The organism is Methylobacterium indicum, from assembly GCF_001043895.1.
Lineage (GTDB): Bacteria > Pseudomonadota > Alphaproteobacteria > Rhizobiales > Beijerinckiaceae > Methylobacterium > Methylobacterium indicum.
Genome location: NZ_JTHF01000170.1, coordinates 1 through 23,480 on the forward strand (window position 1 = coordinate 1; position 23,480 = coordinate 23,480).

22 protein-coding genes are annotated in these 23,480 nt (G+C 70.7%); 13 read left to right on the forward strand and 9 right to left on the reverse strand.

Translation table 11 applies throughout. The features are described from left to right. The coding region (locus QR78_RS19900) for an iron-containing alcohol dehydrogenase (RefSeq protein ID WP_048429312.1) at window positions 1-795 on the forward strand (795 nt) is incomplete at its 5' end. 49 nt (window positions 796-844) lie between these two features. On the opposite strand, the gene msrB is transcribed toward QR78_RS19900, so the two are convergent. The 3 genes from msrB to QR78_RS19915 all read right to left on the reverse strand — a co-directional run bounded on the left by msrB (window position 845) and on the right by QR78_RS19915 (window position 3,322). Beyond that, entirely contained in the window at window positions 845-1,243 is a 399-nt protein-coding gene (gene msrB, locus QR78_RS19905) for a peptide-methionine (R)-S-oxide reductase MsrB (protein ID WP_048429313.1), read from the reverse strand. Between the two features lie 130 nt (window positions 1,244-1,373). After that, window positions 1,374-2,534 carry a YihY/virulence factor BrkB family protein gene (locus tag QR78_RS19910; RefSeq protein WP_048429336.1) on the reverse strand — a complete coding sequence of 387 codons (1,161 nt, stop codon included), beginning with the start codon at window positions 2,532-2,534 and terminating at the stop codon, window positions 1,374-1,376. A gap of 107 nt (window positions 2,535-2,641) precedes the next feature. Further along, on the reverse strand, window positions 2,642-3,322 hold the full coding sequence (locus QR78_RS19915; RefSeq protein WP_048429314.1) for a GntR family transcriptional regulator: 681 nt from the start codon (window positions 3,320-3,322) through the stop codon (window positions 2,642-2,644). Between the two features lie 208 nt (window positions 3,323-3,530). Between QR78_RS19915 and dctP the strand changes: the two genes are divergently transcribed. The 6 genes from dctP to QR78_RS19945 all read left to right on the forward strand — a co-directional run bounded on the left by dctP (window position 3,531) and on the right by QR78_RS19945 (window position 11,008). After that, entirely contained in the window at window positions 3,531-4,550 is a 1,020-nt protein-coding gene (gene dctP / locus QR78_RS19920; RefSeq protein ID WP_048429315.1) for a TRAP transporter substrate-binding protein DctP, read from the forward strand. Then, on the forward strand, window positions 4,547-5,197 hold the full coding sequence (locus tag QR78_RS19925; RefSeq protein WP_048429316.1) for a TRAP transporter small permease: 651 nt from the start codon (window positions 4,547-4,549) through the stop codon (window positions 5,195-5,197). Before dctP ends, QR78_RS19925 begins: the two co-directional genes overlap by 4 nt. Further along, the gene (locus QR78_RS19930) at window positions 5,194-6,546 is read left to right on the forward strand and encodes a TRAP transporter large permease (RefSeq protein WP_048429317.1); all 1,353 of its coding nucleotides are present in this window, start codon (window positions 5,194-5,196) and stop codon (window positions 6,544-6,546) included. Before QR78_RS19925 ends, QR78_RS19930 begins: the two co-directional genes overlap by 4 nt. A gap of 148 nt (window positions 6,547-6,694) precedes the next feature. Further along, entirely contained in the window at window positions 6,695-8,101 is a 1,407-nt protein-coding gene (locus tag QR78_RS19935) for a malonyl-CoA decarboxylase (RefSeq protein WP_048429318.1), read from the forward strand. 253 nt (window positions 8,102-8,354) lie between these two features. After that, window positions 8,355-9,878 carry a malonate--CoA ligase gene (locus QR78_RS19940; RefSeq protein ID WP_048429319.1) on the forward strand — a complete coding sequence of 508 codons (1,524 nt, stop codon included), beginning with the start codon at window positions 8,355-8,357 and terminating at the stop codon, window positions 9,876-9,878. Window positions 9,879-10,264: 386 nt separating this feature from the next. After that, window positions 10,265-11,008, forward strand: coding sequence for a PhzF family phenazine biosynthesis protein (locus tag QR78_RS19945; protein WP_342027901.1), 744 nt, complete (start codon window positions 10,265-10,267; stop codon window positions 11,006-11,008). Here the strand turns inward: QR78_RS19945 and QR78_RS19950 are convergent. Next, window positions 10,992-12,101, reverse strand: a complete 1,110-nt coding sequence (locus QR78_RS19950; RefSeq protein WP_048429320.1) for a branched-chain amino acid ABC transporter substrate-binding protein — start codon at window positions 12,099-12,101, stop codon at window positions 10,992-10,994. The two genes, QR78_RS19945 and QR78_RS19950, sit on opposite strands and share 17 nt — an antisense overlap. A 325-nt stretch (window positions 12,102-12,426) precedes the next feature. Between QR78_RS19950 and QR78_RS19955 the strand changes: the two genes are divergently transcribed. Further along, window positions 12,427-13,395, forward strand: coding sequence for a D-2-hydroxyacid dehydrogenase family protein (locus QR78_RS19955; RefSeq protein ID WP_048429321.1), 969 nt, complete (start codon window positions 12,427-12,429; stop codon window positions 13,393-13,395). Window positions 13,396-13,431: 36 nt separating this feature from the next. Here the strand turns inward: QR78_RS19955 and QR78_RS19960 are convergent, their stop codons facing one another. After that, a complete protein-coding gene (locus QR78_RS19960) occupies window positions 13,432-14,601 on the reverse strand; it encodes a polysaccharide biosynthesis/export family protein (protein ID WP_048429322.1) in 1,170 nt (389 codons plus the stop codon). Window positions 14,602-14,854: 253 nt separating this feature from the next. On the opposite strand from QR78_RS19960, the gene QR78_RS19965 reads away from it, so the two are divergent. Both QR78_RS19965 and QR78_RS19970 read left to right on the forward strand, forming a co-directional pair. Continuing rightward, window positions 14,855-16,123, forward strand: coding sequence for a hypothetical protein (locus QR78_RS19965; RefSeq protein ID WP_048429323.1), 1,269 nt, complete (start codon window positions 14,855-14,857; stop codon window positions 16,121-16,123). 14 nt (window positions 16,124-16,137) lie between these two features. Further along, on the forward strand, window positions 16,138-16,962 hold the full coding sequence (locus QR78_RS19970; RefSeq protein ID WP_048429324.1) for a Cof-type HAD-IIB family hydrolase: 825 nt from the start codon (window positions 16,138-16,140) through the stop codon (window positions 16,960-16,962). Window positions 16,963-17,072: 110 nt separating this feature from the next. Here QR78_RS19970 and QR78_RS19975 read toward each other — a convergent pair whose 3' ends face one another. Next, window positions 17,073-17,312 (reverse strand): hypothetical protein, encoded by a 240-nt coding sequence (locus tag QR78_RS19975; RefSeq protein ID WP_125901098.1) that lies wholly within the window; start codon window positions 17,310-17,312, stop codon window positions 17,073-17,075. A 641-nt stretch (window positions 17,313-17,953) separates the two neighbouring features. Further along, window positions 17,954-18,532 (reverse strand): tyrosine phosphatase family protein, encoded by a 579-nt coding sequence (locus QR78_RS19980; RefSeq protein WP_048429326.1) that lies wholly within the window; start codon window positions 18,530-18,532, stop codon window positions 17,954-17,956. 204 nt (window positions 18,533-18,736) lie between these two features. Between QR78_RS19980 and QR78_RS19985 the strand changes: the two genes are divergently transcribed. Next, window positions 18,737-19,822 (forward strand): TRAP transporter substrate-binding protein, encoded by a 1,086-nt coding sequence (locus QR78_RS19985; RefSeq protein ID WP_048429327.1) that lies wholly within the window; start codon window positions 18,737-18,739, stop codon window positions 19,820-19,822. Between the two features lie 191 nt (window positions 19,823-20,013). On the opposite strand, the gene QR78_RS19990 is transcribed toward QR78_RS19985, so the two are convergent. Together QR78_RS19990 and QR78_RS19995 are read right to left on the reverse strand one after the other, a co-directional pair. Beyond that, window positions 20,014-20,652 carry a nucleotidyltransferase domain-containing protein gene (locus QR78_RS19990; RefSeq protein ID WP_048429328.1) on the reverse strand — a complete coding sequence of 213 codons (639 nt, stop codon included), beginning with the start codon at window positions 20,650-20,652 and terminating at the stop codon, window positions 20,014-20,016. A 97-nt stretch (window positions 20,653-20,749) separates the two neighbouring features. Beyond that, window positions 20,750-20,941 (reverse strand): hypothetical protein, encoded by a 192-nt coding sequence (locus QR78_RS19995; RefSeq protein ID WP_048429329.1) that lies wholly within the window; start codon window positions 20,939-20,941, stop codon window positions 20,750-20,752. Between the two features lie 370 nt (window positions 20,942-21,311). Between QR78_RS19995 and QR78_RS20000 the strand changes: the two genes are divergently transcribed. Beyond that, on the forward strand, window positions 21,312-22,700 hold the full coding sequence (locus tag QR78_RS20000) for a deoxyribodipyrimidine photo-lyase (protein WP_048429337.1): 1,389 nt from the start codon (window positions 21,312-21,314) through the stop codon (window positions 22,698-22,700). A 48-nt stretch (window positions 22,701-22,748) separates the two neighbouring features. Further along, window positions 22,749-23,453, forward strand: coding sequence for a tRNA (guanosine(37)-N1)-methyltransferase TrmD (trmD, locus tag QR78_RS20005; protein ID WP_048429330.1), 705 nt, complete (start codon window positions 22,749-22,751; stop codon window positions 23,451-23,453). The last annotated feature ends 27 nt before the right edge of the window (window positions 23,454-23,480 follow it).

Below are 23,480 nucleotides of genomic sequence, written 5' to 3' on the forward strand. Positions count from 1 at the left end.
ACCCTCCACGAGGTCGTCGGCCCCGAGAAGGTGCGGGGCCGCCGCATCGGTCTGATCCAGGTCCCGACCACCGCCGGCACCGGCAGCGAGGGCGGCACCCGGGCGCTGATCACGCTCGCCGACGGGCGCAAGCTCGGCTTCATCTCGCCCCACCTGATCCCGAACGTGGCGATCTGCGACCCCGAGCTGACGCTCGGCCTGCCGCCCGGCCTCACCGCGGCGACCGGCATGGACGCCCTGACCCACTGCATCGAGACCTACCTGAGCCCCCGCCACAACCCGCCGGCCGAGGCGATCGCCCTCGACGGCCTGAGCCGCGCCGTCCGCTCGCTCGCCCGCGCGGTCCGTGACGGCGCCGACATCGCGGCGCGCGAGGACATGATGATGGCCGCGCTCGAAGGCGGCATGACCTTCCAGAAGGGGCTGGGCGCCGTCCACTCGATGTCGCACGCGCTCGGCGGGCTGAAGGCGAAGCGGCTCCATCACGGCACGCTCAACGCCGTGATCCTGCCGCACCTCCTGCGCTTCAACGCGCCGGCCTGCGAGGACAAGTACGCGGCCCTGCGCCGGGCGATGGGCCTGCCCGAGGGGGCCGACCTCGCCGCCGCGATCGAGGCGCTCAACCGCGACCTCGGCCTGCCGACCGACCTCGCCGCCATGGGGGTGACGCAGGCCGAGTGCGAGGCCCTGGTGCCCCGGGCGGTCGCGGACCACTCGACGGCGACCAACGGCCGGCCGGTCGGGGCGGAGGAGTTCCGGGAGCTGTTCCGGGTCTCGCTGCACGGAGCGGCGTAGCCCGCGTCCCGGGGCACCGACCGGGAGGGTGTTCCCCTCCCGGACCGACTCACTCCTGCGGCTCGAAGCCCATCGCGGCGCCGTTCATGCAGTAGCGCAGGCCGGTCGGTGCCGGACCGTCCTCGAAGACGTGGCCGAGATGGCCCTTGCAGCGGGCGCAATGCACCTCGGTGCGGGTCATGAAGAACGAGCGGTCGGTCTGCGTCTCCACCGCACCCTCCATCGGCGCGAAGAAGCTCGGCCAGCCGGAGCCGGACTCGTATTTGGTGCCGGATTCGAACAGCGGCTGGCCGCAGCCGGCGCATACGAAGGTGCCGGCGCGCTTCTCGTTGTTGAGCGGGCTGGTGCCGGCCCGCTCGGTGCCGTGCTCGCGCAGCACGCGGTACTGCTCGGGCGTCAGCTCCCGGCGCCACTCGGCCTCGGTGCGGGTCTCGGCGGTGTCGGACATGTCTTGGCTGGCCACGGGCCGCTCCTCGAAGATTGCCTGATTCTCCTGAGCCCCAAGATGGTGGCACACGCCGCATCTGGCGAGAGGCTGCGGCGCCGGAACCGTGCCCGGGCCGTCGCCCGCCGGCCGCTCAAGCCGGCGCCCCGACCGTGTCGGCCATGCGGGCGCGCCTCGTGCCCATCGGCTCCTCGGGGCCGACCGTGGTGTCCCGCGCCGTCTGGTGCTCGAGCTCGGCGTTGATCTCGCCGCCGAGCAGCACGATCGTCGAGGAGATCCAGATCCAGGTCATGAAGCCGATCGCGGCGCCGAGCGAGCCGTAGGTCTCGTTGTAGCTGCCGAAATGCGCGACGTACCAGGAGAAGCCGATCGAGGCCGCGAGCCACACCACCCCGGCGGTGAGGCTGCCGGGCGTGACCCAGCGCCAGCGCGGCAGGTCGCGGCTGGGGCCGAAGCGGTAGAGCAGCGCCAGCCCGAACAGCAGGACCGCCAGAAGGGCCGGCCAGCGCAGCAGCGCGACGTACCAGGCCGTCGGGCTGATGCTGATGCCGAAATTGCCGAGGAAGTTCAGCGCCACCGGCAGCACCACGATGCCGCCGAGCGCCACGACGACGAAGACCAGCGCCCCGAAGGTGAAGGCGAGCGAGCGCAGGTTGAGCTGGATGAAGCTGCGCTTCTCCCGCTCCTCGTAGACGATGTTCAGCGCGTCGAACATCGCCTTCATGCTGGCATTGGCGCTCCACAGCGAGATCGCCAGACTGGTGAAGAAAGTGATGCCGAGGGTGGTGCTGCCCTTCGCGGTGATGCGCTTGACCTGATCGCCGATGATCTCGAGTGCGCCGGAGGGCAGCACGCCCTGGAGCAGGGAGAGGTGGTCGTTGATGGTGCTCGGATCGGTGAACAGGCCGTAGAGCGAGACGAGCGCCGCCACCGCCGGGAAGATGGCGAGAAGGGTGTAGAAGGTGACGCCGGCCGCCACCGACAGCACCCGGTCCTTCTGGAATTCGAGGTAGACGCGGGTGAGCACGTCCTTCCAGCCCTTGGCCGGGATGTCCATCGGCGTCTCGGCCTTGCGCCCGCGATCGCCCTCGGTATCGGCGACCCACTGGGCCGGGCGCCCGGAATACGACTTGGCGCCTTGGCCGAGATGGCCGGTCGGGTCCGGCTCGGCCTCGGCGACGCCCGCCGGCCGCCGCGCGGTGACGAGGCGCACCAGGGCGATGCCCAGGAGGGCGGTCCACAGGATCGAGGTCGCGCCGGAGGCGGCGGGACCGGGGCGGGGTTCGGGCGGCATCACGACACCGGGCTGGGGCAGGATCTCGGCGGCCCACAAGCGTGAGCGCACCAAGTCTCAACGTCGCGCCCCACGGGTCGTTCCGAATCCGATAAAATGCCGTGAGGTCAAAGGGTTGACGCGACGGAGGCGCGCCCCGCCGCGCTGCCGCCCGGCAGGCTGCGGATGAGTTCGGCGAACCGGTCGCCCTGCACCAGGACGTGGGCGCGCAGGCGTTCGCCGGCGGTCGCCTCGTCCCCGGCCAGGATCGCCGCGACCACGCCCTCGTGCTCGGCGAGCGACTGGCGCAGCCGGTTGCGGGCGCGCAGCTGGATGCGCCGGAACGGCGCCAGCCGCCGGCTCAGGGTCAGGGCCTGCTCGCACAGGAAACCGTTGCCGGACGCCCGGTAGATCACCGCGTGGAAGACCGCGTTCTCGGCATAATAGGCTTCCATGTCGCCGTCCGCCGCCGCGGTTCGGCAGGCGTCGAGCGCCGCCGCGAGGGCGCGGTGATGCTCGTCGGTCAGGCGCCGGGCGGCGAGGCGCCCGCAGGCCGCCTCCAGCTCCGCCATGGTCTCGAACATCTCGACGAGGCGGGCGGGCTCGGGGGTGCTCACCACCGCGCCGCGCCGCGGCTTGATCTCGATCAGGCCGGTCACGGCGAGCTGGAGCAGCGCCTCGCGGATCGGCGTGCGCGAGACGCCGAAGCGGGCGGCGAGCTGGCACTCGTCGAGCCGGTCGCCGGGGCGCAGGCCCCCATCCACGATCTCGTCCTCGATGGTCTGCCGCAGCCGCTGGGCGTGGTTCATCCGGGCTTGGTCCGTACGGGCTTCCGTCGTCCGGGTTTGGTTCATGGCCGGTCCCGCCTTCCCCTGCGGCGTAATTATGCACCGGCGTTGACAAAATATACAAGATTGGTGTCACCTGCGTACACGAGGTGGCGGGCACACGACCGGTCCGGCGCCGATTGCGCGAGACGCGGCCCAACGCATCCGCGCGCCGACCGGAGGAAACGCCATGGCTCTCACCCGCCGCACCCTCGTGGCCGCCGGCCTCGCCGCGCCCGCCCTGATCGGTCTCGGGCGCGCCGCGCAGGCCGCCACGACCCTCAAGCTCTCGCACCAGTTTCCCGGCGGCACGATCGACGAGGGCGATTTTCGCGATCGGATGTGCCGCAAGTTCGCCGCCGCCGTGAAGGAGCGCTCGAAGGGGGCGATCGAGGTCCAGGTCTATCCCGGCTCCTCGCTGATGAAGACGAACGCCCAGTTCAGCGCGATGCGCAAGGGCGCGCTCGACATGAGCCTCTATCCCCTGCCGTACGCGGGCGGCGAGGTGCCGGAGACCAATATCGGGCTGATGCCGGCGCTCGTGACCTCCTACCCGCAGGCGATGGCCTGGAAGACCGCGCCGGTCGGCCGCAAGCTCACCGAGATCCTGCTCGCCAAGAACATCGTGCTGGTCTCCTGGGTCTGGCAGGCGGGAGGCGTCGCGAGCCGCGAGCGGCCGCTGGTGCGCCCCGAGGACGCCAAGGGCCTGAAGGTCCGCGGCGGCTCGCGCGAGATGGACCTGATGATGAAGGCCGCCGGCGCCGCGACGCTCAGCCTGCCCTCGAACGAATCCTACGCGGCGATGCAGACCGGCGCCTGCGACGCGGTCATCACCTCCTCGACCAGCCTGATCTCGTTCCGGCTGGAGGAACTGTCGAAATCCCTCACCTCGGGGCGGGGCCGCTCGTACTGGTTCATGCTCGAGCCGATCATGATGTCGAAGACCGTGTTCGACGCCCTGCCGAAGGACCAGCAGGAGCTGATCATGGCGGTCGGTGCCGAGCTCGAATCCTTCGGCCAGGAGGGGGCGCAGGCCGACGACAGCCGGGTCGAGCAGATCTTCGGGAAGGCCGGCGCCAAGGTCGAGACCCTGGACGAGGCCACACTGGGCAAGTGGCGCGACATCGCCCGCGACTCCGCCTGGAAGGACTACGCGGCGAAGTCCTCCTCCTGCGCCGAGATGCTGAAGCTCGCGGAGGCGGTCGCGTGAGCCACGCCTTCGACGCGGCCTCCGCCGCCGCGGAGCCGGAGCGCCCTGCCGCGCGGGCCCGTCTGCCCGGGCCGCTCGCGGCCATCGAGGCCGCGATGGGCGGCCTCAACCGGGTGATCCTGCTCCTCGGCGGGCTCGCCCTCGTCGCCGCCTGCCTGGTTCTGAGCTACAGTGTCGTCGTCCGCTACCTCCTCAAGGTTCCGACCGAGTGGCAGGACGAGACGGCGGTGTTCCTGATCGTCGGCGCCACCTTCCTGTCGGCGGCCGGCGTCCAGGCGCGGCGCGGCCACGTCGCGATCGAGGCGCTGACCGGCCTCCTCTCGCCGCGGGCGAACCGCATCCGGCTCATCGTCGCCGACGTCGTCAGCCTCGGATTCGTCGCCTTCTTCGCCTGGAAGAGCTGGACGCTGCTGCACGAGGCCTGGGTCGACGGCCAGATCTCGCAATCGACCTGGGGGCCGCCGCTCTGGATCCCCTACTCGCTGATGGCGGCCGGCATGACGCTCTTGGCGCTGCAATTCCTGCTCCAGATCGCCGAAGCCCTCGCCCGCGGGCCGGCGGCCGCCGGCTTCGCCGATCCGAAGGTCGGCCTCGGGCCCGACCTCGTCCGGGCGAAGAAGCAAGACACGAAGGATTCCGCCCGATGAGCACCGCGATCATCGGCACGCTTTATGCGGGCGCCACCCTCGGGGCGATGCTCGCGGGCATCCCGATCGCCTTCGCGCTCGGCGCGGTGGCCCTCGTCTTCATGCTGGCCTTCATGCCCGGCGCCTCCCTCGATACGGTGGCGCAGAACGTCTACGAGGAGATGGCCTCGATCACGCTGTTGTCGATCCCGCTCTTCATCCTGAAGGGCGCGGCGATCGGCCGGTCGAAGGCGGGCCAGGACCTCTACTCGGCGATGCATGCCTGGATGCACAAGATCCCGGGGGGCTTGGGCATCGCCAACGTCTTCGCCTGCGCGCTGTTTGCCGCCATGGCGGGATCGAGCCCGGCGACCTGCTCGGCGATCGGCTCGGCCGGCATCCCGGAGATGCGCCGGCGCGGCTATTCCGGGGGCTTTGCCGCCGGCATCATCGCGGCGGGGGGCACGCTCGGCATCCTCCTGCCGCCCTCCATCACCATGATCCTCTATGCGGTGGCGGCCGAGCAGTCCCTCGGGCGGCTCTTCCTCGCCGGCATCGGCCCGGGGCTTCTCCTGGTGCTGCTGTTCGCGGCTTACGCCGCCTGGCGCTTCCGGCGCGAATTCGCCACCGCGCGGGCGGCCTACGAGACCGGCGGGACCGGGCATCCGATCCTGGCCGAGGACCGCTACTCGATGGCGGAGCGCTTCTCGACCCTGCCGCGTGTGCTGCCCTTCGTGGTGCTGCTCACCGGCGTGATGGTGGCGCTGTACGGCGGTTACGCCACGCCCTCCGAGACGGCCGGCCTCGGCGGCCTCCTGGCACTCGCTTTGATCGCGGCGATCTACGGCGTCTGGCGAGCCCGGGACGTGAGCCCGATCCTGGTCGCGACCCTGCGCGAATCGACCATGCTGATGCTGATCATCGGCATGTCGCTGCTCTACGCCTACGTGATGAGCTACCTCCACATCTCGCAGGCCGCCGCCGCCGCGATCGTGGCGATGCAGCTCTCGCCCTGGCTGCTGCTGCTGACCATCCTGCTCCTCGTCGTCGGCCTCGGCTTCTTCCTGCCGCCGGTCTCGATCATCCTGATGACCGCCCCGATCATCCTGCCGCCGCTCAAGGCCGCCGGGTTCGATCTGGTCTGGTTCGGCGTCGTCATGACGATCACGATGGAGATGGGGCTGATCCACCCGCCGGTCGGCCTCAACATCTTCGTCATCAAGAACATCGCCCCCGACATCCCGCTCTCCGACATCATCTGGGGCACCCTGCCCTTCGTGATCCTGATGGCGGTGGCAATCCTCCTGCTCTGCCTGATGCCCGGGATCGCCCTTTGGCTGCCGGATCTCCTCTTGCCCTCGACCAAGTAGGAGCGGCACCATGCGGGACGCGATTCCGGACCCCGTCCGCGACACCGGGGGGCGCCCGGTCTCTCTCTCCGCAGCGGCGGCGACGCCCTATCTGAAGACGGGCGGCGCCCGCGGCCGCCCCCCGCAACCCGATGGTGAGCAAGGCCCCATGGCGGCGATCTCGTTCCTCGGCGACCTCCTCCAGAGCATCTCGGACCGGGGCCGCGGGCTGATCGCCTTCGGCCGCGACGACCCCGCCAAGGCGAGCGTCGCCGAGGTGGTGAAGCTCTGCGAGGACCTGATCTCGCGGCGCGGCGAGGCCTCGGGCGTGGCGCTCGCCCGGATCATCCTCGACCGCTACGACAGCTTCGGGCGGGACGACCGCCGCGACTTCCTGCGCCGCATCGCCCTCGAATTCGGGGCCGACCACGACGCGGTCGCCAGCGCCATCGCGGCCTACGAGACGACGCCGTCCCGCGCCGCGCTGGGCCGCCTGCACGAGGCGGCCGAGCCGCGCTCGCAGGAGCTGATCCGCCGACTCAATCTCGCCCGCGACGGCACGATCGCCCTGGTGCGGATGCGCGAGGACCTGTTTTCCCTGCGCGACGCCGCCCGCAAGGCCGACAAGCCGGACCCGGCCCTGGCGGAGGCGGTCGACAGCCTCGATGCCGATTTCGAGCACCTGTTCGCCTCGTGGTTCAACCGCGGCTTCCTGGTCCTGCGCCGGATCGACTGGACCACCCCGGCCCACATCCTGGAAAAGATCATCCGCTACGAGGCGGTGCACGCGATCTCGGGCTGGGACGACCTGCGCCGGCGCATCGAGCCGCCGGACCGGCGCTGCTTCGCGTTCTTCCACCCGGCGCTCCTCGACGAGCCGCTGATCTTCGTCGAGGTGGCGCTCACCACCGCCATCGCGGCGGCGATCGATCCGATCCTCGCCCACGAGCGCCAGCACACCGCGACCCGCGAGGCGACGACCGCGATCTTCTACTCGATCTCGAACTGCCAGAAGGGCCTGGCCGGCATCACCTTCGGCAACTTCCTGATCAAGCAGGTAGTCGAAGATCTCTGCCGCGAGATGCCGGCCCTGAAGACCTTCGTGACGCTCTCGCCGGTGCCGACCTTCCGCTCCTGGCTCGACCGCGAGCGCCGGGCCGATGCGCCCCAGGGCCTCACCCGCGAGGATGTCGAGACCCTGCGCGTCCTCGACCAGCCCGACTGGCACACCGACAAGGCCAAGGCCGACGCGGTGAAGAAAGCCCTGCTTTCGGCCGCCGCCTATTACTTCCTGCGCGCCAAGACCCCGCGCGGCAAGCCCGTCGACCCGGTGGCCCGTTTCCACCTCGGCAACGGCGCCCGGCTGGAGCGGCTAAACTTCCTGGGCGACGTCTCGCCCAAGGGCCTGTCGCAGGGCTACGGCCTGATGGTGAACTACCTCTACGACCTCGCGGCGATCGAGAAGAACCACGAGACCTACGCCAATCTCGGCACCGTCTCGGCCTCGCTCACGGTCAACCGCGAATTGCGCCAGAACCTGCCGCCGGCCCGGGCGGTGGCGCTGGCGGAAGCGTGAGCATTCCCCTCTCCCCGCGGGCGGGGAGAGGGCTGCGCTCCCGTCCAGGGAGCGCAGCGAGGCGGTAGCCGAGGGTGAGGGGGAGGCGCCGGATGTGGCTTCTCCGGAAACACCCCCTCACCCTCGCCCTCCGGGCTTGCTGCATCTCCTGAACGGAGATGCAGCCCTCTCCCCGCCCGCGGGGAAAGGAGAGACCCGCGTTCTTCGAGTGGACGGCGCGGCCGCCATCTCGCCGACGACTGAAGAGTCCCCCATGTCCAACCACTTCTTCGACATCGTCCGCTCCCGCCTCCCCGCCGATCCGTCGGGCAGGACGTTCCTCGAAACCCCCGAGGGCCTGCGCTGGAGCTACGCGGATCTCATCGCCGAATCCGGCCGCTACGCCGCGGCGCTCGTCGGCCTCGGCGTCGCCCCCGGGGACCGGGTGGCGGTGCAGGTCGAGAAGAGCCCGGCGGTGATCGCGCTCTATCTCGGCTGCGTGCGGGCCGGCGCGGTCTTCCTGCCGCTCAATACCGGCTACACGCCCTCCGAGATCGCCTACTTCCTGGGCGACGCCGAGCCGGCGCTGTTCGTCTGCGATCCGGGCAAGCTCGACGCGCTGAAACCCGTGGCGGAGCAGGCCGGCGTCAAGCAGGTGGGCACCCTCGACGCCAAGGGCGAGGGCACGATCGCGGCCGAGGCCGCCGGCCAGACCGGCGACTTCGCCGACGTGGCTCGTCGCCCGGACGATCTCGCGGCGATCCTCTACACCTCGGGCACGACCGGGCGCTCGAAGGGCGCGATGCTGACCCACGACAACCTGTCGTCGAACGCCCTGACGCTGGTCGATTACTGGCGCTTCACGCCGGACGACGTGCTGATCCACGCGCTGCCGGTGTTCCACACCCACGGCCTGTTCGTCGCCACCAACACGGTGCTGATGTCGGGCGCCGCAATGATCTTTTTGCCCAAGCTCGATCCGCCGCTGATCCTGTCGCTGATGGGCCGCGCCACCGCACTGATGGGCGTGCCGACCTTCTACACCCGCCTGCTCAAGGAGCCGGGCCTGACCCGGGAGGCGGCGGCCCGCATGCGCCTGTTCGTCTCCGGCTCGGCTCCCTTGCTCGCCGAGACCCATCGCGAGTGGCAGGAGCGGACCGGGCACGCGATCCTCGAGCGCTACGGCATGACCGAGACCAACATGAGCACCTCGAACCCCTATGACGGCGACCGGGTCGCCGGCACGGTCGGGTTTCCGCTGCCGGGGGTGTCGCTGCGGGTGGTCGACCCGGAGACCGGCCGGGCGGTTGCCGCGGACCAGGTCGGGATGATCGAGGTGCGCGGGCCCAACGTGTTCAAGGGCTACTGGCGCATGCCGGAAAAGACCGCCGCCGAGTTCAAGGCCGACGGCTTCTTCATCACCGGCGACCTCGGCAAGGTGGATCCGCGCGGCTACGTCCACATCGTCGGACGCGGCAAGGACCTGATCATCACGGGGGGCTTCAACGTCTACCCCAAGGAGGTCGAGACCGAGATCGACGGGCTGCCCGGCGTGCTCGAATCGGCGGTGATCGGCGTGCCCCACCCGGATTTCGGCGAGGGCGTCACCGCCGTGGTGGTGCCGCGCGGCAGCGAGGCCCCGAGCGAAGCGGCGATCCTCTCGGCGCTCGAAGGCCGGCTCGCCAAGTTCAAGCTGCCCAAGCGCGTCATCATCGCCGACGAACTGCCCCGCAACACCATGGGCAAGGTGCAGAAGAACCTGCTGCGGGACGAGCACAAGGGGTTGTACGGGGGCTGATCTGCACTCTCCCTCCTCGATCCACTGAACAGCTCCAAGCCCTCCACGTCATCCCGGGGCCGCGAAGCGGAACCCGGGATCCATAACCGCTGACGAAGCGAGACGAAGCGAAAAACTGTTCGCCTCGGTCTGAATGTCTCGGCGGTGATGGATCCCGGGTTCTCGCCTGCGTCGAACCTCGGGATGACCTAGAGGTTCGACGAAGTCCCGGGTGGGAAGATCTGAGAAAATCAGCCAAACAGGTCTGCGGCGGCACCAGCCGTCGCCCGGAGACCTGCCATGACCGCCCGATTCGCCCTGATCGACGTCTTTCACGACGGCGCCTTCACCGGCAATCCGCTCGCCGTGGTGAGCGGGGTCGAGCCCACACCGCGACGATGCAGGCGATGACCCGGTGGTTCAACCTGTCGGAGACGGTCTTCCTGCTGCCGCCGACCGATCCGGAGGCCGATTACCGGGCACGCATCTTCACCCTCGCCCACGAGCTGCCCTTCGCCGGCCACCCGACGCTGGGCGCCTGCCACGCCTGGCTGGCCTTGGGCGGCGTGCCGCGCCGGCCGGGGCGGATCGTACAGGAATGCGGCACCGGCCTCGTGCCGATCCGGCAGGAGGCCGACCGCCTCGCCTTCGCCGCGCCGAAGCTCTTGCGCGAGGGGCCGGTGGACGAGGCCGAGATGCGGGAGATCCTGGCGGTCCTGCGGATCGCGCCCGAGCAGGTGGTCGAGGCGCGCTGGTGCGACAACGGCCCGGGCTGGGTCGGGGTGATGCTGCGGTCCGCCGAGGAGGTGCTGGCGGTCGATCCGGTCCGGCATGTGGCGAACCGCATCGATGTCGGCCTCGTCGGTCCCCACGCCCCGGGCGCCGAGGTGGCCTGGGAGATCCGCACCCTGTTCGGCGACGGCACCGGCGCGCTGGTCGAGGACCCGGTGACCGGCAGCTTCAACGCCGCGGTGGCCGGCTGGCTGCGGGAGACCGGCCGCGCCGCCGGTCCCTATATCGCCGCGCAGGGAACGCGGCTCGGGCGCCGCGGCCGGATCTTCGTCGATTACGACGGCGCCGACTGGATCGGCGGGCGCACCCTCACGGTGGCGGAGGGCACGCTGCCGCTCGACCTCAGTTCGCGTAGGTGAACACGCCGTCGCGCCAGACGTAGAGGACGTAGCCGGGCGCGGTCACGTCGCCCTTCTGGTCGAATCCGACATTGCCGAGCACCAGGGTGAAGCGCTCGGCATGCAGCGTCTCGGCGATGGCCTTCGGGTCGGTCGACTTGGCGAAGTTGCCCGCCTCGACGAGGGCCTGGAGGGCGGCGTAGCCGTAGAGGGTGAAGCCGGCGGGGTCGATCCCGTCGGCCGTCAGCGCCTTCACGGCGGCGGCGGCCTCGGGCTTGCGGCGCAGATCCGGGTTGAAGGTCATCAGCACGCCGTCGCTCGCCGGGCCGGCCAGCGCGCCGAACTCCTTGGTGGCGATGCCGGAGGTGCCGAACCATTGCGGGCGAAAGCCGGCTTCCGCGGCCTTGCGCACCAGCTTGCCCATCTCCTGGTAGTGGCCGCCGTAATAGACCACCTCGATCCCCGCGCCCTGGAGGCGCTTGATCAGCGCCGCATCGTCGGTCTGCCCCGGCACGATCGGCGCGAACAGCGTCTCGTTCTGGCCGATCTTGTTGAGGTTGGCCTTGGTCGACTCGGCGAGGTTCCGCGACAGCGGCGTGTCGTCGTACAGGATCGCGATCTTCTTGTCGCGGAAGCGCTCGGCCAGGATCGTGGCCGAGAGGCGGCCCTGGTCGTCCTCGCGGCCGGAGACCCGGAAGATGGTCGGCAGGCCGCGATCGGTCAGGCGCGCGGCGTTGGAGGCCGGGCTGATCATCACGGCGCCCGCCGCCGCGTAGACGTCGGAAGCCGCCAGCGAGGCGCTCGAGCAGACATGGCCGATCACCAGCCGCACGCCGGCGCGCACGAAGCGCTCGGCCACCGCCATCGCCTGGCCCGGGTCGCAGGCATCGTCCTGCACGTCGAGCACGATCGGCTCGCCGCTGATGCCGCCGCGGGCGTTGGCGTCCCGCACGGCGGCCTGCACGCCCTGCAGCACCTGCTCGCCGATGCCCGCGACCGCGCCGGTGCGCGGGACCGCGACCCCGACGGTCACGTCGGCACGGGCGGCGCCCGTCCCGGTCAGCAGCGCTGCGATCGCCAGCCACAGGGCGGCGACGGCCCCGTTGCGCGTCATCCTCGGCGCTCCCGCATGGTTCGACCCGCTCCGTCCTCGGCTCCGTGCCGGCTGGTGAGTGTCCCTCGCGATCCTACCGCGGCGCCGGAGCCGCCGTGGCGGGCGACCGGGGCGACCGGAAGGGTCGTGAGGCGCATCTAGCACGGCCTCCTGCCCCCTGTCCGTGACGGATCCGGGGCGGCGCCCGCTCTATCGGGCGCGAGCCCGCGGGGGCGCAAGGGGGCCGCGACGCGTCAGGGTGCAGCGGGAAGCATAGCACGGACCGCGCCGCTGGAACGCCCGCCGGCTCCGCGATAGGTGACGGATCAACAGAAGGGAACGCGCGATGACACAGGCTCACGGCATCCGGGTCGCGGTGCTCGACGATTACCAGGGCGTGGCGGCGGGGCTCGCCGACTGGGCCGGCCTCGGCCCCGACGTCGCGGTGGATTTTTTTCGCGAGCCGGTGCCGCCGGCCGAGGCCGCCGCGCGGCTCGCCCCCTACGACGTGCTCTGCCTCATGCGCGAGCGCATGCCGCTCGACGCGGCCCTGGCCGCCGCCCTCCCCGCCCTGAAGCTCGTGGTGTTCACCGGCGGCCGCAACCCGTCCGTCGACACCGCGGCGCTCCGGGCCCGCGGCGTCACCGTCTGCAACACCCGCAACGGCGAGGGCGGGATCGCCACCGCCGAGCTGACGGTCGCCCTGATGCTGGCCTGCGCCCGTGCGCTGCCGCGCGAATTCGCCAACATGGCCGGCGGGCGCTGGCAGGAGACCCTCGGCGAGGGGCTGGAGGGGCGCACCCTCGGCCTCGTCGGGCTGGGGCGGATCGGCGCCCGGGTCGCGGCGGTGGGCCGCGCGCTCGGCATGCGGGTGACGGCCTGGAGCCCGAACCTGACGCCCGAGCGGGCCGAGGCCGGCGGCGCGACGCTCGCCGCCCGCGAGGACCTTTTTTCGCAGAGCGACGTGATCAGCCTGCACATGGTGCTGGCGCCCTCGACCCGCGGCATCGTCGGGCCGGCCGAGATCGCCCGGATGCGGCCGGGCGCGATCCTGATCAACACCTCCCGCGGGCCCCTGATCGACGAGGCGGCGCTGCTCGCGGCTCTCGGCGAGGGCCGGATCCGGGTCGGGCTCGACGTGTTCGACCGCGAGCCGCTGCCCGCCGACCATCCGCTGCGCGCCCTGCCGAACGCGGTGCTGACCCCGCATCTCGGCTACGTCACGCAGAGCACGTTCCGGATGTTCTACGAGGATACCGTCGAGGCGATCGCGGCCTGGCGCCAGGGCGCGCCGGTGCGGGTGGTGACCGCCTGACGCGAGGGCGGGCACGTGGCGCCCGCCCCTCCGCCCTTACCGGACGCCGGCGTAGACCGAGGCGCCGGCCGAGACCGGCGCCGTGATGGTCGAGAAGACGCTGAGCACCTTCTGGACCTCGGTGAAGGGCGCGTTCGAGACGTAGACGAGGTCGCGGTTGCGCATCCGGAACGCCTGCGAGACGAACAGGCTGTTGGGATCGCGCATGTTGATCCGGTAGACCACCGGCACGAAGTTCGAGGTGAGCAGCGGGCTGTTCGGGCGCATGCGGCGCACCACCGAGGCCGGCTCGAACCGGAACAGGAACACGCCGGCCGGATCGGCCTGCCCGTCCGACAGGCCGCGCGCCTTGGCGAGCGCCTGGGCGAGCGTGATGCCCTCGGCCGAGAACGGGATCTCGGATTGCACCCCGAGCGCACCCACCGCCAGGAAGGTCTGGGGATCGCGCACCAGGGTGAGCGTGTCGCCCGGCCGCAGGAAGATGTTTTCGCGCGGGTTGGACACGACCGCCGTCAGCGGCACCGTCGCGGTGGTGGAGCCGCGCGACAGCCGCACGAAGGTCTCGGAGACCGGCGCGCGGACGCCGCCCGCCCCCGCCACCACGTCGAGCAGCCGGTCGCCCTTGGTGGAGAGCGGCACGCGGGCGCCCGCCGTCACCTCGCCGGTCACCGTCACGGCGGTGCTGGTCGGCTGGACGACGGTGACGATGACCTGCGGCTCGATCGCCTTGCCGGCGAGTTCCTGCTCGATCTGGGTCTGCACGTCCTGGACGCGCTTGCCCGCCACCTGGATGCGGCCGGCATACGGCACCGTGATGGCACCGTCGCGGGTGACGACCTGGGGCGGGATGGTGGCCGATTTCGAGCCGGAGGAGAACCGGTCGATCGACAGGGAGCCGGAAAACAGGCCGCCGGTGCTGGCCTCGTAGATGGTCACCGCCACGGTGTCGCCGACGCCGATCACCGGTTCGACGGCGGGGCGGCGATCGCCGAACGAGGCGAGGAGGCTGTCGAGGGGACGGCCGCGCAGAGCCTCCACCGTCGCGGCGTTGACGTCGATGATCTCGTAGCGGGCGAGCAGGCCCTGGTCGGTCGCCACGTCGGCGCCCGTTTCCACCGCGCTCGCCGTGGGGCCGGCGGCGGGAAGGAACGTGGAGCAGCCCGAGACCGCGAGCGCGGTGCACAGGGCGATCGGGAATGCGCGCATCAGGGAGATTGCTCGTCCTTCGCTTGAGAGTGGTCCCTAGCCGAGTCGGGGACCGCTGTCCGTGGCCGGCGTGTCACAGTACCGCCGGGAGCCCTCCCCTCCGGCACTCTTCCCCGCTAGACACAGGGAACGGCGTGCCGGGCCGTGGCCCTGGTCATGTCGACTCTTCACGACACTGGTTACCAAATCGCGGCTCCAGGATGGCACGGGCAAGGTCACGGAGTGGGAGCGACGCGCGGATGACGGGGCAGGGATGACCACACAGATCGGCTTCACGCCGCCGGATTTGGCGCCGCAGGCTCCCGGGCCGGTGCGGCGGCGCCACGTCGTCTACCTGCCGGGCTACGATCCGGAGGCGGGCAAGCGCTACCGGGCGTTGTTCACCCGCGAGTTCACCCGCTACGCCAAGCGCTTCGACCTCGTGAAGCGCAGCCTCACCCGGGCCGAGACCCGCCCCGACGGCCTGGTGCAGACCTGGACGGTGGAGACCGGGCGGGACGGCGCCGAGACGCACACCACCTACGAGGTGCTGCTCTGGGACGACATCGTGCGGGCGGATTTCCGACGGCCGCTGATCGCCTCGATGGCGCTCCTCACCGCCGGCATCCTGCACGGCGCGGTGACCGGCAAGCTCTTCCGGCTCTACGGCCTGAACTGGAAATACGGCAACGTCATCCTCTACCCGTTCGGCATGACGCTGATCCTCGCCGCCCTGGCGGCTCTGCTCGGCCAGGGCGTCGCCCACCTCGCGGCGGGCTGGCTGCCGGGCCTCGCCGCGGGCGTGCTCGGGGCGCTCGCCGGCATCGCCCTCGTGCTCGCGGCGACCCCGCTCCTCGACCGGATCTTTCTGCGCCAGCTCATCAACGACTGGGTGTTCAACTGGCAGCACAGCAACGGCTGGCGCCGGGACTACGAGGACCGCCTCGCGCTGTTTTCCGCCCACGTCGCCGGAATCCACGAGGCCGGCGCGGTCGACGAGATCCTGATCGTCGGTCATTCCTCCGGCGGGCTCACCGCCGCCGAGGTCGCCGCCCGGGTGCTGCCCGCGACCGCCGGCTCCCCGGCGGGGCCGCGCCTGTCGCTCCTCACCCTCGGGGCCGGGCTGCCCCTCGTCGCCATCAACCCGCGGGCCCGCCGGGTGCGGGCCGAGCTGATGAGCCTCGTCGCCACCGACCGGCTGGTCTGGGCCGATTACCAGGCGCCGCAGGACTGGATGAACTTTCCCGGCTTCAACCCCGCCCGCGACCTCGGCGAGACCCCGGCGGGCCCGGTCCGCAACCCGGTGATCCGCTCGACGCAGTTCCGCGACATCATCGTGCCGGAGGTCTATCGGCGGATCTCGTTCCGGCCGTTCCGCATGCACTTCCAGTTCCTGATGGCCAACGACCTGCCCGGCGCGTACGACTTCTTCGCCCTGACGCTCGGGCCGCAGGCCCTGCGCGAGCGGGTGCTCACCCCCGCCATCGTCCCGCTGCGGCCCGAGACGCCGCCCGAGCCGGTGCCGGTCCACCGGGAAATCTGAGGAGGCCCCACGGCATGACGAACGCCCCCTCGCCCATCCGCCTCGTCGTCACCGACGTCGACGGCACGCTCGTCACCGGCGACAAGCGGCTGACGCCGCGGGCCGTCCGCGCCGTCGAGGCCCTGCGCGCGCGCGGGATCGCCTTCACGGTGGCGTCGAGCCGCCCGCCGATCGGCCTGCGCCCGCTGGTCGCGCCGCTCGGGCTCACCCTGCCGATGGGCGCCTTCAACGGCTCGACGGTGGTGCGGCCCGACCTCTCCCCCGTCGACGAGACGCTGATCCCCGAGGCGGCGGCGCGCAAGGCCGCCGCGCGGTTCGCCGCCGAGGGCATCGCCCTCTGGGTCTTCGCCGAGGGGGCCTGGCTCCTGACCGATCCCGCCGGTGCCTATACCGACCTCGAGCGCCGCACCCTCCAGGCCGAGCCGCGGGTGGTGGACGATCTCGCGCCCCATCTCGGCCGCGCGGCGAAGCTCGTCGGCGTCTCGCGCGACCATGCCGCGCTCGCCGCCCTCGAACCGCGTCTCGCGGAGGAGATCGGCGAGGGCGCGGCGGTCCACCGGTCGCAGGCCTACTATCTCGACGTGACCCCGCCCCACGTCGACAAGGGCCACTTCGTCGCCCGCCTCGCCGGGGAGCTGGATATCCCGCTGGCCGCGGTGGCGGTGCTCGGCGACATGGCGAACGACACGGCGATGTTTTCCCGCGCCGGCCTGTCGATCGCGATGGGCAACGCCAGCGAGGCGGTGCAGCGGGCCGCGACGCACGTGACCGGGACGAACGAGGCGGACGGGTTCGCGGAGGCGATCGAGACGTACGTGCTGGGTCGAGAGCCTGCTTGACGGGCCTGTGAAGGTCTCGGCCGCTCCGCGGCCGGTCCCGGGTCCATGGCGGCGCCCGGAACCCCGCATCCCCGATCACGCGGGATCGATCGGAGCCTGTCAGGCCGCCGTCAATGCAGGGCGACGTGGTCGTCGACCCGTCGCGCATCGCCCAGGCAATCGACGATCTCGATGGTGAACCGGTCGTCGTCCGCCGGGCCGGGCGGCGCGCCGTAGATCGGGCGGGTGGCCGAGTTCTTCCGCTCGTTGCAGGCCGATCGCGGGTTTCCGGGAGGGGAGCTCGTATATTCCGGCCCCTGCTCGACCAGGATCCGCCCTTTCTCCGGCGGCTCGATCAGATCGACGGTCATCGGCCCCGGCGAACGGCAGCTCGGATCGACGCAGATGAACCATCCGATCTTCAGGGTCTGCCCGGGTCTCACGACCTTGTCGACCGTCGGAACGGGCCTCTGTCAGGCGAATGTGCGCGTCGGCAGAAGAAACGGGAGACCGGCCGTGAAGAGGATAGGTCGAACGCGCACCGAGCGTATCCCGCGTGTTGCTCGGATTCACGATCGATCAGCCGCAAGAATCCTATTGCTCGACAAGAGATGACGCGAGGACGATACAAGATTCCACGGTACACGACACTGGCCGGGAACCGTGCAGCTAGGCTCCATGACCCATGGCAAACCAACCCCTTTTCCGGACGACTGAAGCGAAGCGGAAGGAGATCCGGAATCCAGCACGAAAAGCCGCGAAGCGTCTCATTGTCTGCGACGGTGCAACAGGTTGAGCCGCTTCGCGGCATGTCCTCTGCTGGATCCCGGATCTCCTTCCGCTGACGCTCCAGTCGTCCGGGAAAGGGGGTGGAACGCCCGCGTGGTGGCCTCCACTTTCTTCAATGTCGTGTACCGTGACAAGATTCGACCATCGAAACGTCAGCCTGGATCGTCCAGGCCGATGTTCCGTCTCGCACGCCGAGGCGGGCCGACCTTCGGTGAGGCGCCGGTCAGGCCAGGGCCGCATCCACCTCCCGCCCCCGCCCGAGGCTGCGCATCAGCTCGACGAGGTTCGGGCGCACTCGCAACTGCAGGGCGTGCAGCCGGCGCACCGCTTCGGTCAGCGTGCCGTCGTAGCCCATCGCCTCGTCCGCGAAGGCGATCATGCGGGCGTTGGGCCAGGATTTTTCGCGTAGCGCGTGGATCTTGGCCACCACGGCTTCGGCGTCGAGCTTCGGGTGGGCTTGGCCCAGCAGCATCGTCATCGCGGCGGTGGAGCGCGAGATGCCGGCATGGCAGTGGATCAGCAGGTGCGTCTTGCGCCGTGCGGTCTCGGCCGCCAGCTCCTTGCCGAAATGCAGGATCGCCTCGACGTCGTGGCGCTCGGGCAGGATCTGGCCCTCGGTCGGCTCGATGATGTCGTGGAAGCGCAGCGTGACGCGGTGATGCGCGTCGTAGGTGCCGAAGGCCTCGGGCTCCGGCCAGGCCGGGTCGAGGATCGACAGGACGTGGGTGACGCCGCGGGTGGAGTGATGGCCCAGCTCCTCGAGGCCGCAGACCGTGTGCAGGGAGATCGGTTCGGGCTTCACGGTCGGGTCGCGCTCCGGCAGGGCGGCAGGAATGTCCCGCGGGCGAGGGGCCGCGGAATCGGGACGAGCGTAACATAGGGCCCCGGCTGCACGAGGTCATCCGCGCGGGGGCGGACGCTGCCCGATCGCCGCCCCGGTGCGCTTTCGCGCCGGATGCTCTACCTGTTGCCCGGTCAACAGGATCGATCCTCCGATGAGGAGAGCATGAAGCGTCGCGACATTCTCACGGCCGGGCTGGGCCTTGCCGGCGGCAGCGCCCTCGCGGCCCCGGCGCTCGCGCAGGGAACTCCCGAGCTGCGCTGGCGCCTGCACTCCGCCTTTCCGCGCAACCTCGACGCCCTCTACGGCGCGGCCGAGCTCTTCGCCCGCCTCGTCGCCGAGGCGACCGACAACCGCTTCCAGATCGAGGTCGCGGCGGCGCCGGCGGGAGAATCCCCCGCCCTCCTCGACGCGGTCGGATCCGGCACCGTCGAGATGGCGTATTCGGCCGCCTATTACGAGGTCGGACGCGACCCCACCTACGCGCTCGCCACCGCGGTGCCGTTCGGCCTCAACGCCCGCCAGCAGAATGCCTGGATGCTGCAGGGCGGGGCGCTCGATTTGTTCAACGAGATCTTTGCGAAGAGCAAGCTCTACGCCCTGCCCGGCGGCAACACCGGCACCCAGATGGGCGGCTGGTTCCGCCGCGAGGTGAAGAGCCTCGCCGACCTCCAGGGCCTGCGCTTCCGCATCGCCGGCCTCGGCGCCCAGGTGATGGGCAAGCTCGGCGTCGCGGCCCAGACCCTGCCGGGCGCCGACCTCTACGCGGCCCTCGAAGGAAAGACCCTGGACGCCGCCGAGTGGATCGGCCCCTACGACGACGAGAAGCTCGGCCTCAACAAGGTGGCGCCGTTCTACTACTACCCGGGCTTCTGGGAAGGCGGCTCCATGCTGCATTTCTGGTTTAACGCCCAGAAATGGGCCGAGCTGCCCAAGGCCTACCGGGCGATCGCGCAGGGCGCGGCGGCGGCCGTCAACGGCGACCTCCAGGCCAAGTACGACGCCCGCAACCCGGCGGCCCTGCGCCGGCTCGTCGGCGGCGGTGCCCAGCTCCGCCCCTTCCCGCAGGAGGTGATGGAGGCCGCCCTCAAGGCCGCCAACGACATCTACGCCGAGATCGGCGCCAAGAACCCGGACTTCAAGCGCGTCTACGAGGCACTGAAGACGTTCCGCAACGAGGAATATCTCTGGTTCCAGGTCGCGGAGTATACCTACGACAACTTCATGATCCGGGCTCGCGCCCGAGGGTAGACCCACCATCCGCGCGAGGCCCGGCGGTCCGGCGAAGCTGCCTCTTGCGACCCGACCGTCGTCGAAGCCCAGCGCGCCGCCCATGGCAAAAAAGGGTGGCGCGAACAGGCGATCGGCCCCTCGCGGAACGCTCCTGCACGATCCCCGACACCGATGGATAAGGCTCGCCCGCTGCGTCGCCTCCGTCGCCGTCACCGCGTTCCGGTGCTGCCTGCGTCCCACTCCCCGCCGATGCGCAGCGTCTCGATCCACTCGTGGCCGGGATGCAGTTCGTCGAGCCAGGCGATCAGTTGCTCCCTCTCCGCGGCCGAGAATTCTTGCCGGGCGATTTCGAAATCCCGCTCGTCTTTGTCCCGGCGATACTTGGCCTTGAAGAGCATGACATTGATGGGTGCCAGGTACGGGATACCCGTTTCGCTCACGCGGACAGCGGCGGAACGGGCCATCTGGATCGTTGGATCCCGCTTGTAGATCCATCGGTCCGGCGTCCCCGGCTCCATCATCATGTCCACCCGCCAGCGACCGCACAGCATGTCTGCGCCCCAAACCTGCCAGACGTCGCCGTGCAAGTGGGCGGATGGGGGGAGATGTTCGAGGATCCCGTCTCGCACGGTAAAGAATTCAAGGTCGTTCAGGATGGCGCGGAAATGGTCGGCATCATCGCGCAGGACGACGAACTCCAAGTCGTCGTGCTCGCGCGTTGGCCTTCCATGCCAAACGTCGAGAGCCCATCCGCCTGCGACGTACCAAGGGCGTCCTGCCTCTCGAAGACGCCGGCCGAGTTCGTCGGGAGACCATTCGTCCCAGGCATCGTCGTCGAGAGGGCTCATCGCAATCCCCGGAGCGAGCGCGTGCGAAGAACGACGCCCGATCGCCAAGAGATCGCCAAGAGATCGTGCGGCGTTCCAGCTCGGCCCGGCGGGCCGCCTATTCGGCGGCCTCCTCGCCCGGCAGGGTGCCGCGGCCCTCTTCGCGCATCAGGGCGCGGACCACGCTCGGCACCGCTTCCAGCGCGCCGGCCAGGGTCTCGTCGGCCACGAACAGGCTCTTGATCTCCGGGCTGGTGATGCAGACGAGGCCTTCGCCGCTCTCCTCGACCCGCAACGTGAATTGCCGCATCGCTCGACCGCTCCCCTGACGCTCGGCTCCGATCGTCCCGCGATGCACGAGACGGGCCAGTACCGGAGGGTCAACGCGGAGCGCGGCCATAAGCTCCGCCGCGCGCCAATCGAAAGCCGTCGGGCCAGCATATGTCCCAAGAAAAAAGGCCACTCGCGAGAGTGGCCCGAAGTCTAGGGAGGAAACGCCCAAGGAGGGCAGCGGGAGCGCGACGCCATCGCGTTCCCGCATTGCAACAAGATAGGGATGCCCTGCCGGAAGGCAAGACGACATTGGTGGCAGCGCTGCCGCTTTTCCGGGCAGCGACCGCGCGCCGCCCTGGTCCCTCTCCCGCCACGGCCTAGTTTCGCTGCGCCGACGGGGGATGGACATGGCGATTCAGGCGGGGCGCATCCGGGTTCTCAAGGACGTGGAGCCGAGGGACGGCGCCTACGTGCTCTACCTGATGCAGCAGGGAATGCGCAGTCGCGACAACCCGGCCCTCGAATACGCCGTCGAGGAGGCCAACCGCCTCGGTCTTCCGGTCGTCGTGGGGTTCGGCCTCCTCGACGGCGGCGCGCATTTCCCCGAGGCCAATGCCCGGCACTACGCCTTCCTGCTCCAGGGCCTCGCCGATGCCAGGGCGGGCCTGGAGCACCGCGGCATCGCCTTCGTGCTGCGCCGGGCGACCCCGGCCAAGGCTGCCCTGACTTTGGGCAGGCAGGCGGCGATGCTGGTCCTCGACCGCGGCTACCTGACGATCCAGAAGCAGTGGTACGCCGAGATCGAGAAGGGCTTCGACGGCCGCCTGGTCCAGGTCGAGGGCGACGTGGTGGTCCCGCTCGAGGTCGCCTCGGGCAAGCACGAATTCGCCGCCCGCACCCTGCGGCCGAAGCTGCACCGGACCTGGGAGCCCTATCTCGCGCCCCTGCGGGCCCGCACGGTCAAGCACAAGGCCGACGACCTGTCGCTGAAGAGCGACCTCGACGTCTCCGATCCCGAGGCGGCGCTCGCCGCGATGACCCTCGACCGCGACGTGCCGCCGGTGCGGCGCTTCCGCGGCGGCGAGGTCGAGGCGCATCGTCGCCTCGCCGCCTACCTCGCCGGACCGTTCGGCGAGTACGGCACGGTGCGCAACAAGCCCGAGGCGGGAGCGGCCTCGCACATGAGCCCCTACCTGCATTTCGGCCAGATCTCGCCGGTGGCGATCGCCCTCGAGGTGCAGGCGGCCAAGACCGGCGGCCCGGAGGACCGGGCGGCCTATCTCGAGGAGCTGATCGTCCGGCGCGAACTGGCGATGAACCACGTCCACACCAATCCGGGCTACGGGGCCTACGCCACGGCCCTGCCGGACTGGTCGCGCAAGGCTTTGGCCGAGCACGCGGACGATCCGCGCCCCCACCTCTACGACGAGGCGGCTCTGGCCGAGGGGCGCACCCACGACGAGTACTGGAACGCCGCGATGCGCGAGATGCGCGTCACCGGCTACATGCACAACCACCTGCGCATGTACTGGGGCAAGAAGATCCTCGAATGGTCGCCCTCGCCGGAGGAGGCCTTCGCGGTGGCACTGCGTCTCAACAACCGCTACTTCCTCGACGGCCGCGATGCGAACTCCTTCACCAACGTCGCCTGGCTGTTCGGCCTGCACGACCGGCCCTGGGGACGGCGCAAGGTCTTCGGCACGGTGCGCTATCTCGGCCCGAACACCCTGAAGAAGTTCGACGCCAAGGCCTACCTGAAGACCGTCGACGCGTTGTGCCGGGCCGAGGAGGCGTGAGGGCCCGGGCCGGTTGACCGCTCCGCCCCTCCGGCGCCATCAACCCGCATGACCTCCGACGCATCCTCCGCCGCGCCCTGGCGCGCCACGATCCTGACCCTCTACCCCGAGATGTTTCCCGGCCATCTCGGCCTGTCGCTCGCCGGCGACGCGCTGGCGCGGGGCGCCTGGAGCCTGGAGGCGCGCAACATCCGCGACCACGGAATCGGCCGGCACCGGGCGGTGGACGACACGCCCGCCGGCGGCGGCGCCGGGATGGTGCTGCGCTGCGACGTGCTCGCGGCGGCGATCGATGCCGCCTGCCCCCCCGACGATCCCCGCCCGCGCCTGCTGATGAGCCCCCGGGGCCGCCCGCTCACGCAAGCCCGCGTCCGGGCGCTGAGCGAAGGGCCGGGGGTGGTCGTGGTCTGCGGCCGGTTCGAGGGCGTCGACGAGCGGGTGATCGCCGGGCGCGGCCTGGAGGAGGTCTCGATCGGCGACTACATCCTGTCGGGCGGCGAGCCCGCCGCGCTGGTGGTGCTCGATGCCTGCGTGCGCCTCCTGCCCGGCACGATGGGCAAGCACGCGTCCGGCGTCGAGGAGAGCTTCGAGAGCGGCGGCCTCGAATACCCGCACTACACCCGCCCGCGGGACTGGGAGGGGCGGGAGATCCCGGAGGTGCTCACCGGCGGCAACCACGCGGCCATCGCCCGCTGGCGCGCGGCGGAAGCGGCCCGGATCACCCGCGAGCGCCGGCCGGACCTGATCGGCTGATCGTCCACCGGACTCTGTCGGGAACAC

What these genes read in the sequence shown, in the direction of transcription:
- QR78_RS19950 (WP_048429320.1), bottom strand. Translation starts at nt 12,101, where the DNA reads ATGACGCGCAACGGGGCCGTCGCCGCCCTGTGGCTGGCGATCGCAGCG.
- QR78_RS19970 (WP_048429324.1), top strand. Translation starts at nt 16,138, where the DNA reads ATGACGAACGCCCCCTCGCCCATCCGCCTCGTCGTCACCGACGTCGAC.
- msrB (WP_048429313.1), bottom strand. Translation starts at nt 1,243, where the DNA reads ATGTCCGACACCGCCGAGACCCGCACCGAGGCCGAGTGGCGCCGGGAG.
- dctP (WP_048429315.1), top strand. Translation starts at nt 3,531, where the DNA reads ATGGCTCTCACCCGCCGCACCCTCGTGGCCGCCGGCCTCGCCGCGCCC.
- trmD (WP_048429330.1), top strand. Translation starts at nt 22,749, where the DNA reads ATGACCTCCGACGCATCCTCCGCCGCGCCCTGGCGCGCCACGATCCTG.
- QR78_RS19960 (WP_048429322.1), bottom strand. Translation starts at nt 14,601, where the DNA reads ATGCGCGCATTCCCGATCGCCCTGTGCACCGCGCTCGCGGTCTCGGGC.
- QR78_RS19990 (WP_048429328.1), bottom strand. Translation starts at nt 20,652, where the DNA reads ATGAGCCCTCTCGACGACGATGCCTGGGACGAATGGTCTCCCGACGAA.
- QR78_RS19995 (WP_048429329.1), bottom strand. Translation starts at nt 20,941, where the DNA reads ATGCGGCAATTCACGTTGCGGGTCGAGGAGAGCGGCGAAGGCCTCGTC.
- QR78_RS19975 (WP_125901098.1), bottom strand. Translation starts at nt 17,312, where the DNA reads ATGACCGTCGATCTGATCGAGCCGCCGGAGAAAGGGCGGATCCTGGTC.
- QR78_RS19915 (WP_048429314.1), bottom strand. Translation starts at nt 3,322, where the DNA reads ATGAACCACGCCCAGCGGCTGCGGCAGACCATCGAGGACGAGATCGTG.
- QR78_RS19930 (WP_048429317.1), top strand. Translation starts at nt 5,194, where the DNA reads ATGAGCACCGCGATCATCGGCACGCTTTATGCGGGCGCCACCCTCGGG.
- QR78_RS19940 (WP_048429319.1), top strand. Translation starts at nt 8,355, where the DNA reads ATGTCCAACCACTTCTTCGACATCGTCCGCTCCCGCCTCCCCGCCGAT.
- QR78_RS19965 (WP_048429323.1), top strand. Translation starts at nt 14,855, where the DNA reads ATGACCACACAGATCGGCTTCACGCCGCCGGATTTGGCGCCGCAGGCT.
- QR78_RS19985 (WP_048429327.1), top strand. Translation starts at nt 18,737, where the DNA reads ATGAAGCGTCGCGACATTCTCACGGCCGGGCTGGGCCTTGCCGGCGGC.
- QR78_RS19945 (WP_342027901.1), top strand. Translation starts at nt 10,265, where the DNA reads ATGACCCGGTGGTTCAACCTGTCGGAGACGGTCTTCCTGCTGCCGCCG.
- QR78_RS19935 (WP_048429318.1), top strand. Translation starts at nt 6,695, where the DNA reads ATGGCGGCGATCTCGTTCCTCGGCGACCTCCTCCAGAGCATCTCGGAC.
- QR78_RS19955 (WP_048429321.1), top strand. Translation starts at nt 12,427, where the DNA reads ATGACACAGGCTCACGGCATCCGGGTCGCGGTGCTCGACGATTACCAG.
- QR78_RS20000 (WP_048429337.1), top strand. Translation starts at nt 21,312, where the DNA reads ATGGCGATTCAGGCGGGGCGCATCCGGGTTCTCAAGGACGTGGAGCCG.
- QR78_RS19910 (WP_048429336.1), bottom strand. Translation starts at nt 2,534, where the DNA reads ATGCCGCCCGAACCCCGCCCCGGTCCCGCCGCCTCCGGCGCGACCTCG.